Origin of the sequence: Mycobacterium sp., assembly GCF_050701515.1 — a bacterium.
GTDB lineage: Bacteria > Actinomycetota > Actinomycetes > Mycobacteriales > Mycobacteriaceae > Mycobacterium.
In genome coordinates, this window is record NZ_JBOGDB010000152.1 from 1 (window position 1) to 6,955 (window position 6,955).

At 66.6% G+C, this 6,955-nt stretch carries 7 protein-coding genes and 1 pseudogene; 4 read left to right on the top strand and 4 right to left on the bottom strand.

All coding sequences use genetic code 11. The features are described from left to right. Positions 1-167 precede the first annotated feature (167 nt). The 4 genes from ACRDU5_RS12955 to ACRDU5_RS12970 all read left to right on the top strand — a co-directional run bounded on the left by ACRDU5_RS12955 (position 168) and on the right by ACRDU5_RS12970 (position 5,341). A complete protein-coding gene (locus tag ACRDU5_RS12955) occupies positions 168-1,142 on the top strand; it encodes an IniB N-terminal domain-containing protein (RefSeq protein WP_526614951.1) in 975 nt (324 codons plus the stop codon). Between the two features lie 93 nt (positions 1,143-1,235). Next, on the top strand, positions 1,236-3,086 hold the full coding sequence (locus tag ACRDU5_RS12960; RefSeq protein WP_526614952.1) for a dynamin family protein: 1,851 nt from the start codon (positions 1,236-1,238) through the stop codon (positions 3,084-3,086). A gap of 90 nt (positions 3,087-3,176) precedes the next feature. After that, positions 3,177-3,785: an IniB N-terminal domain-containing protein gene (locus ACRDU5_RS12965; protein WP_526614953.1), complete on the top strand. Its 609-nt coding sequence runs from the start codon at positions 3,177-3,179 to the stop codon at positions 3,783-3,785. 62 nt (positions 3,786-3,847) lie between these two features. Next, positions 3,848-5,341 (top strand): dynamin family protein, encoded by a 1,494-nt coding sequence (locus ACRDU5_RS12970; protein WP_526614954.1) that lies wholly within the window; start codon positions 3,848-3,850, stop codon positions 5,339-5,341. Positions 5,342-5,353: 12 nt separating this feature from the next. Here ACRDU5_RS12970 and ACRDU5_RS12975 read toward each other — a convergent pair whose 3' ends face one another. The 4 genes and pseudogenes from ACRDU5_RS12975 to ACRDU5_RS12990 all read right to left on the bottom strand — a co-directional run. After that, complete coding sequence (locus tag ACRDU5_RS12975) at positions 5,354-5,719, bottom strand: hypothetical protein (protein WP_526614956.1); 366 nt, start codon at positions 5,717-5,719, stop codon at positions 5,354-5,356. A 2-nt stretch (positions 5,720-5,721) separates the two neighbouring features. Then, positions 5,722-6,135, bottom strand: a complete 414-nt coding sequence (locus ACRDU5_RS12980) for a hypothetical protein (protein WP_526614958.1) — start codon at positions 6,133-6,135, stop codon at positions 5,722-5,724. Positions 6,136-6,172: 37 nt separating this feature from the next. Continuing rightward, positions 6,173-6,601, bottom strand: coding sequence for a hypothetical protein (locus ACRDU5_RS12985; RefSeq protein WP_526614957.1), 429 nt, complete (start codon positions 6,599-6,601; stop codon positions 6,173-6,175). 5 nt (positions 6,602-6,606) lie between these two features. After that, positions 6,607-6,955, bottom strand: a pseudogene (locus ACRDU5_RS12990) (LLM class F420-dependent oxidoreductase); the annotation flags it as partial.

The window sequence follows — 6,955 nt, forward strand, 5'->3', positions numbered from 1 at the left end:
GACCCCCTAATCCCCTAATGGGGGCCTCCCAGGTATCCCGGCATGCATTTGCCTAGGGAGGGGTGCCGACCCCGTTCCGGAGCGGTCGTCGGATCCATAACGTAGTTCCCAGTTCGCCGGACAGCCCGGCGACAAAGCAACCCACACAGAATCGAAAGGCAATTCACATGACAAGCGCAATCTCCTCCCTCCTGGACTGGCTCATGGACCTGGCTCGCCCGGGTGCCGATCCCCAAGATGTCAGGGCCTTCCTGAACAGCCCGACGCAGGCGGCATCGCAGGCGATGGGGACCACGGTCACTCAGGCTCAGCTCACCCAGGCCGCGCACGCGGTCGTCGGGCCGAGCGCGGTGGCCGGCGGAAACCCGATCCAGCACCTTCAGAACTCGGTCGCTGACACCCACGGCATCGCGTTCGCGCCGCAGCGGGTGTTCGCTCCCGAGACCGCTGTTGCGAGCCACAACGACATCGGCAGCCCGCGCGCTGGCGAGGACGTCCAGCAGGGTGTCGGCAACGTCGACCTGGACTTCGACTTCAGCCGTGACATCAACGCCTCCGACGGCGCCGTCGTGAACCAGGGCACCATCGGCGGCGATGTGGACACCACGAATGTCGAGGGTGACGGCAACATTGTCGGCGACGACAACGAGGGAGCCAACACCGGCGATGTCACCGCCGGGCAGGGTTCCAACGTCCAGGCCGGCGGTAAGGACAACGACCTGGTTGATACCGGCGACGACGTCAACACCCAAGCCGGTGGCGACGTCGCCACCAACACCGGTAGCGGCCAGAACACCCAGGTCGGCGACATCGACGCCAGCGGTGGCGGAGCTGCCGGCGGTGCCGGCGGCAATGCTGGCGGCGGACTCCTCGGGATCGGCAACGACGGTGGTGACGGTGGCGCAGCTGCCGGCGGCGCCGGTGGGCCGGTCATCATCGCCCCGACGCAGAACACCAACAGCAACAATGATGTCGGCGGCGACCAGACCAATGTCAGCGGCACCGTGGGCGGCGACGTGGACGCCAGCCACGACGACAACTCGGTCGACAACTCCAACCAGGACAACTCGACCACCGACAACTCAGGCCAGGTCAATACCGACGTCGATGTCAGCACCAACGTCGACGCCGGCCTGTTCTGACCGACACACAATTGAATAACGCAACTGGCGGGGACCGGATGGTCCCCGCCAGTTCGTGCGCCTACCGTTATACCAACGGCAGGGAAGGACGCGATGACGCAACCCAATGACCCGCGCAGGGTCAAGGTGATCTGTGAGCTCATCGATCACGGCATCAAGATCGCCGAGGTCAATGACCGCGGCGACCTGGTCGAGCGGCTTGCCAAGGCCCGGGTGCGTATCACCGACCCGCAGATCCGGGTGGTAATCGCCGGCCAGCTCAAGCAGGGCAAGAGCCAATTGCTCAACTCGCTGTTGAATGTGCCGGTGGCCCGGGTCGGTGATGACGAGTCGACGGTGCTGGCCACCGTGGTGTCGTACGGCGAGCAGGTGTCGGCGCGGTTGATCGTCGCCCGCCCCGACGGTGAAGAGCCTGAGGTGATCGAAATTCCGCCCGCCGACATCAAGCACGATCTGCGGCGTGCCCCGCAGGCCGGTGGTCGCGAGGTGTTGCGGGTAGAGGTCACCGCCGCGGGCCCGCTACTCAAGCATGGACTGACCTTCATCGACACCCCCGGCGTCGGCGGTCACGGGCAGCCACACTTGTCGGCCACGCTGGGCCTGCTGCCGGACGCCGACGCGATGCTGATGATCAGTGACACCAGCCAGGAATTCACCGAGCCCGAGATGACCTTCATGCGGCAGGCGTACGAGATATGCCCGGTGGCGGCCATTGTCGCGACCAAGACCGACCTCTATCCGCACTGGCGACAAATCGTGGAAGCCAACAATGCCCACCTACAGCGGGCGGGCTTGTCGATCCCGATGATCCCGGCGTCGTCGCTGTTGCGCAGTCACGCCCTTCAGCTCAACGACAAGGAACTCAACGAGGAATCCAACTTCCCGGCGATCATCAAGTTCCTCAGCGACAAGGTGCTGTCTCGTGAGCAGGACCGGGTCCGCGATCATATTGTCGCCGAGATACGCTCGGCGGCAGAGCATTTGACTCTATCTGTCGAGTCCGAACTCGCCGCGATCAACGACCCGGACGCCCGCGAGCGGCTCACCGAAGACCTGGAACGACGTAAAGAGGAAGCGCAGGACGCGCTGCAGCAGACCGCCCTGTGGCAGCAGGTGCTTAACGACGGAATCGCCGATCTCAGTGCGGATATCGACCACGATCTCCGCAATCGATTCCGCGCCATTTCCCAGCACACCGAGCAGGTGATTGACGATTGCGACCCGTCGCAGCACTGGGCCGAGATCGGCACGGAGCTGGAGGACGCAGTGGCAACGGCGGTCGGGGACAATTTCGTTTGGGCCTATCAGCGGGCGGAGGCGCTGGCCGCGGAGGTGGCCCGGACGTTCACCGAGGCCGGCCTGGAATCGGTCAAGATGCCCGAAATCAACCCCCGGGACATGGGCGCCGGATTCGGCGAGCTCAAATCACTGGCCAAGCTCGAAGCCAAGCCGATCAGGGTAGGTGACAGGGCGGTCTCTGGCCTTCGCGGATCCTTCGGTGGTGTGCTGATGTTCGGCATGATCACCTCCATCGCCGGCCTGGGCATGTTGAATCCCCTTTCTCTGGGCGCCGGGGCTTTGTTGGGCCGCAAGGCCTACAAGGAGGAGATGGAGAACCGGATGCTGCGGATCCGCAATGACGCGAAGATGCACATGCGGCGCTTCATCGACGACGTCCAGTTCGTCGTCGGCAAGGAATCCCGGGACCGGCTCAAGGGCATTCAGCGCCAATTGCGCGACCACTATCGAGGCATCGCCAACCAGACCACCCGCTCATTGAACGAATCGCTGCAAGCGACCATCGCGTCGGCTCGGCTGGAAGAGAACGAGCGCAACGCCCGGGTAAGCGAACTCGAGCGGCAGCTCAACATCCTGGGACAGATATCCGACCACGCGATCAAACTGGAAGCGGGCGCCAAGACGGCGGTGCCTGCCAGCCCCTAGTGCCCCCGACTCGGGTGGGGGGATCGCCCCGATGTCGAACGTGCTTGCCCGGCATACAGTTTTCCCACAGACTTCTCGTAGGAGAACACCATGTCGATCCTCGATTTCACCACGGACCTGTTCCACGACCCGACGAACCTGCGGGCCTTCATCGAGAACGGGGATCGAGCACTACGAGATGCCGGCCTACCCGATGCCACCCCAGAGCAGGTCTATGACCTGCTGCCGATGGTCGCCGAATCGATGCCGCCCGAGCATCCACTGCAGACGGTTCTGGACGCACCGGATCTCGAAGCGGCACTGCAGGAGCTGGACATCGAGCACTTCGGAGAGCTCGAGCCGGACGGCCACCTCCACGGCAAGGCGAAGGTAGACGGCGAGCTCGACGAGGGCATGTCGGACAAGGCATTTGGCGGCGCGCCGGCGCCGGTCGGACATCATGCCGAGCGCGATGCCGTTGGCGACGGTGCAGCCGATCGAGACGTGATCGTCGAGCCGGTCGACGGCGGCAAGGGTCTCGGTGGTGCCGCCGACGCTGGGCAGGACCTTGCCGAGGCCGAATACATCCGAATCATCGACGACCCGCTGACGCCGGAGATCGAGGTCGAGATCCACGAATCGGACCAGGACCACGCTGTCGATGAGCAGGGCCTCGACCCCGAGGTCGGCCATGCCATGTGGGGTAAGGACGTCGATTGACCCAGCGGGGCAATCCCCGTCCGCACGCGCCCTGGACGCAGTGAATAAGCTGATTATCCGAGATGAGCACGAGCGATCAGGTGCGCGCGATCCTGGGCGGCACGATACAGGCGTACCGGGCCGATCCGGCGTACCGCGAGCGCCCCGATGTTCACAATGAACTGGATCGGATCGGTCGGCGACTCAATCAGCCGATCCGCATCGCGCTCGCCGGGACGCTAAAGGCCGGCAAGTCGACGTTGGTGAATGCGCTTGTCGGCGAAGACATTGCGCCTACCGACGCCACCGAGGCCACCCGGATCGTGACCTGGTTCCGGCATGGGCCCACGCCGAAGGTCACCGCGAACCACCGTGGCGGCCGGCGGTCCAACGTGCCGATCGCCCGCGACGGCGGTCTGACGTTCGACTTCGGCAGCCTGGATCCGGAGGACGTTGTCGACCTGGACGTGGAGTGGCCGGCGTCCGAGCTGATCGACACCACGATCATCGACACCCCGGGCACGTCGTCGCTGTCGCGCGATGTCTCAGAGCGAACCCTGCGACTGCTGGTGCCCGAGGATGGGGCGCCGCGCGTCGACGCCGTGGTGTTCCTGCTGCGCACGCTGAACGCGGCCGATATCGCGCTGCTCAAGCAGATCGGCGAGCTGGTCGGCGGATCGGCCGGTGCGCTCGGCGTCATCGGGGTCGCGTCCCGCGCCGACGAGATCGGCGCAGGCCGCATCGACGCCATGCTGTCGGCGCGGGATGTGGCCAAACGTTTCACCACCGAGATGGACAGGACCGGCATCTGCCAGGCCGTCGTCCCGGTTTCGGGTCTGCTGGCGCTGACCGCGCGCACGTTGCGACAAGGCGAGTTCGTCGCTCTGGAGAAGCTCGCCGGTGTGGACGCCGCCGAACTGACCAAGGCCATGCTGTCGGTGGATCGCTTTGTGCGCGAGGACAGCGCGTTGCCCGTCGACGCCGCCACCCGTGCCGCGCTGCTGGATCGGTTCGGCATGTTCGGACTGCGGATCTCGATCGCCGTGCTACGCGCCGGCGTCACCGACTCGGTGGCCCTGGCCGATGAGCTACTCGAACGCAGCGGCCTGATCGCGCTGCGCGACGTGATCGATCAGCAGTTTGCGCAGCGGTCCGATCTACTCAAGGCGCACACCGCGCTGCTGTCGCTGCGGCAATTCGTGCAGAACAACCCGATCTACGCGACGCGCCACATCATCGCCGACATCGACCCGTTGATCGCCGACACCCACGCCTTCGAAGAACTGCGCCTACTGAGCCAACTGCGTTCGCGCCAAACGACATTGAATGACGACGAGATGGCATCGCTGCGGCGGATCATCGGCGGCTCGGGCACCGACGCCGCCAGCAGGCTGGGACTGCAACCCGACATCCCGTATGACGGGCCGCGTGCCGCGTTCGCCGCCGCTCAGCGCTGGGGGCGGCGTGCGGATCACCCGCTCAACGACCCGTTCACCACCCGCGCATGCCGGGCCGCAGTGCGCAGCGCCGAGGCGATGGTCGCCGAGTACGCGTCGCGCGGTCGCGAGCCTTACTAGGCGGGTACCCCATCAGCCGGCCGCCAGCCGGGCGGCGTGGTCGGCCTCGTCCGGCCGGATCGTCCCTGGGGCGCTGGCACGCACCGTCCACGTGGTCACGCGGCCGTCCGGACCGGTCAGCCTCCCGGATGCCAGCGCCTGCCCGATCAACGAACGGACCCGTGCCTCGTCCCTTGGATCGGCGGCGAGCAGCACCCGAAGCCTCAGGGTCCCATCACCGACGGGCCTTGCATCGGTGTGGTGTGGCGCCAGCGGGCACGGTGGTTCATGGTCCCAATGTCCGCACAACGCAACGGTTATCGCCCCGCCGGGGGCGACCGAGTCGCCGCCGGGATCCAGGACCACCACAGCGTCGTGTGCGTACGCGGTGCGGGCCATCGTCAGCCGCCGGGTGGTGTCACCGTGATCGTCTCCGTCACCGTGCTCGTGCTGACGCTGGTGGTGGGCTCGGTGGTAGTGGTCGTTGTCGTGGTGGTAGTGGTGGTCGTCGTCGGCTCGGTGGTCGGCGTGACGGTCTCGGTGACCGTGCGCGGCGGTGGCGGCGCGACCACTGGCGCCGACGTGGTTGTCAGGGGAGTCAGCCTGGTCGTCGGGGTGGTGTCCGAGGGCGAGTCACCTGAAATCAGCTTGGCCAGCCCATACACGAAGAGGGCGATCAGCACCGCGCCCAGCGCGCCGAACGCAACGAGCGCGGCTGGCCTGCGGTACCAGGGGACAGGTTCACCGGGCGGCCGACCGTAATACGCGGTCGGCGCCTCGTCGGGGTAGTTCGGGTCGTCGGGAGGTCCAGCCATTCCATCTCTGCGCGCCACGGGCACCGATAGTAGGCGGTCAGCCGATCGGTCCAGGCACCAGTGTGCGGGTGATGTTGGTACGCGGTGCCCGGCGGGGTGTCCGGGTCGTTGGCCCGTCGTCGTCCTCCTCCTGGCTGGGGGGAGAAGACGATTCGCTGCTGCCAGGTGTGCCCGAGGTGGTCGGTGGTGCCAGCGGCGCATTGATCTCCGTCGTGGACAGCCTGGCGGTGCTGGTGATGGTGGCGGTGGTGGTCGGCGCCGAGGTTGGCGTCCGCGACGCCGAGAACGACGGCTCGACAAAGTTGAGGGGGGCCTCGGCGGGCGGGTCCGCCGGCCCGGTCACCAGAGAGATCACGCCAACCACGACGGCGATGACGGCCACCCCGACGGCGCTCGCCCCGAGCACCGCGGGTGTGGAGTTGTGCCAGGGCTGCGGCGACGGTTCGTCGTCCTGCGTCACGGGCATCGATTTTAGAGTTGCGGGACGACTTCGGCGGCGAACAGCTCCAGGTGGTCCAGATCGGACATGTCCAGAAGCTGCAGGTAAACCCGCTGCACGCCGATCTCGGCGAACGGAGCCAGTTTGTCCACGATCTCGGTGGGCGTCCCCACCGCAGGTGAATTGCTGCGCAGCTCGTCGACTTCGCGGCCGATCGCCGCGGCCCGGGCCGCGACCTGGGCTTCGTCGCGCCCGGCGCACACCACGAATGCAGCCGAATAGGTCAGCGAGTCCGGGGACCGTCCGGCGTCGGCCAGCGCTGTCCGGACGCGTTGGTAGCTGGCCTGCGCTCCCTCCAGCGACGGGAACGGGGCGTTGAAC

What these genes read in the sequence shown, in the direction of transcription:
- ACRDU5_RS12960 (WP_526614952.1), top strand. Translation starts at nt 1,236, where the DNA reads ATGACGCAACCCAATGACCCGCGCAGGGTCAAGGTGATCTGTGAGCTC.
- ACRDU5_RS12965 (WP_526614953.1), top strand. Translation starts at nt 3,177, where the DNA reads ATGTCGATCCTCGATTTCACCACGGACCTGTTCCACGACCCGACGAAC.
- ACRDU5_RS12975 (WP_526614956.1), bottom strand. Translation starts at nt 5,719, where the DNA reads ATGGCCCGCACCGCGTACGCACACGACGCTGTGGTGGTCCTGGATCCC.
- ACRDU5_RS12985 (WP_526614957.1), bottom strand. Translation starts at nt 6,601, where the DNA reads ATGCCCGTGACGCAGGACGACGAACCGTCGCCGCAGCCCTGGCACAAC.
- ACRDU5_RS12955 (WP_526614951.1), top strand. Translation starts at nt 168, where the DNA reads ATGACAAGCGCAATCTCCTCCCTCCTGGACTGGCTCATGGACCTGGCT.
- ACRDU5_RS12980 (WP_526614958.1), bottom strand. Translation starts at nt 6,135, where the DNA reads ATGGCTGGACCTCCCGACGACCCGAACTACCCCGACGAGGCGCCGACC.
- ACRDU5_RS12970 (WP_526614954.1), top strand. Translation starts at nt 3,848, where the DNA reads ATGAGCACGAGCGATCAGGTGCGCGCGATCCTGGGCGGCACGATACAG.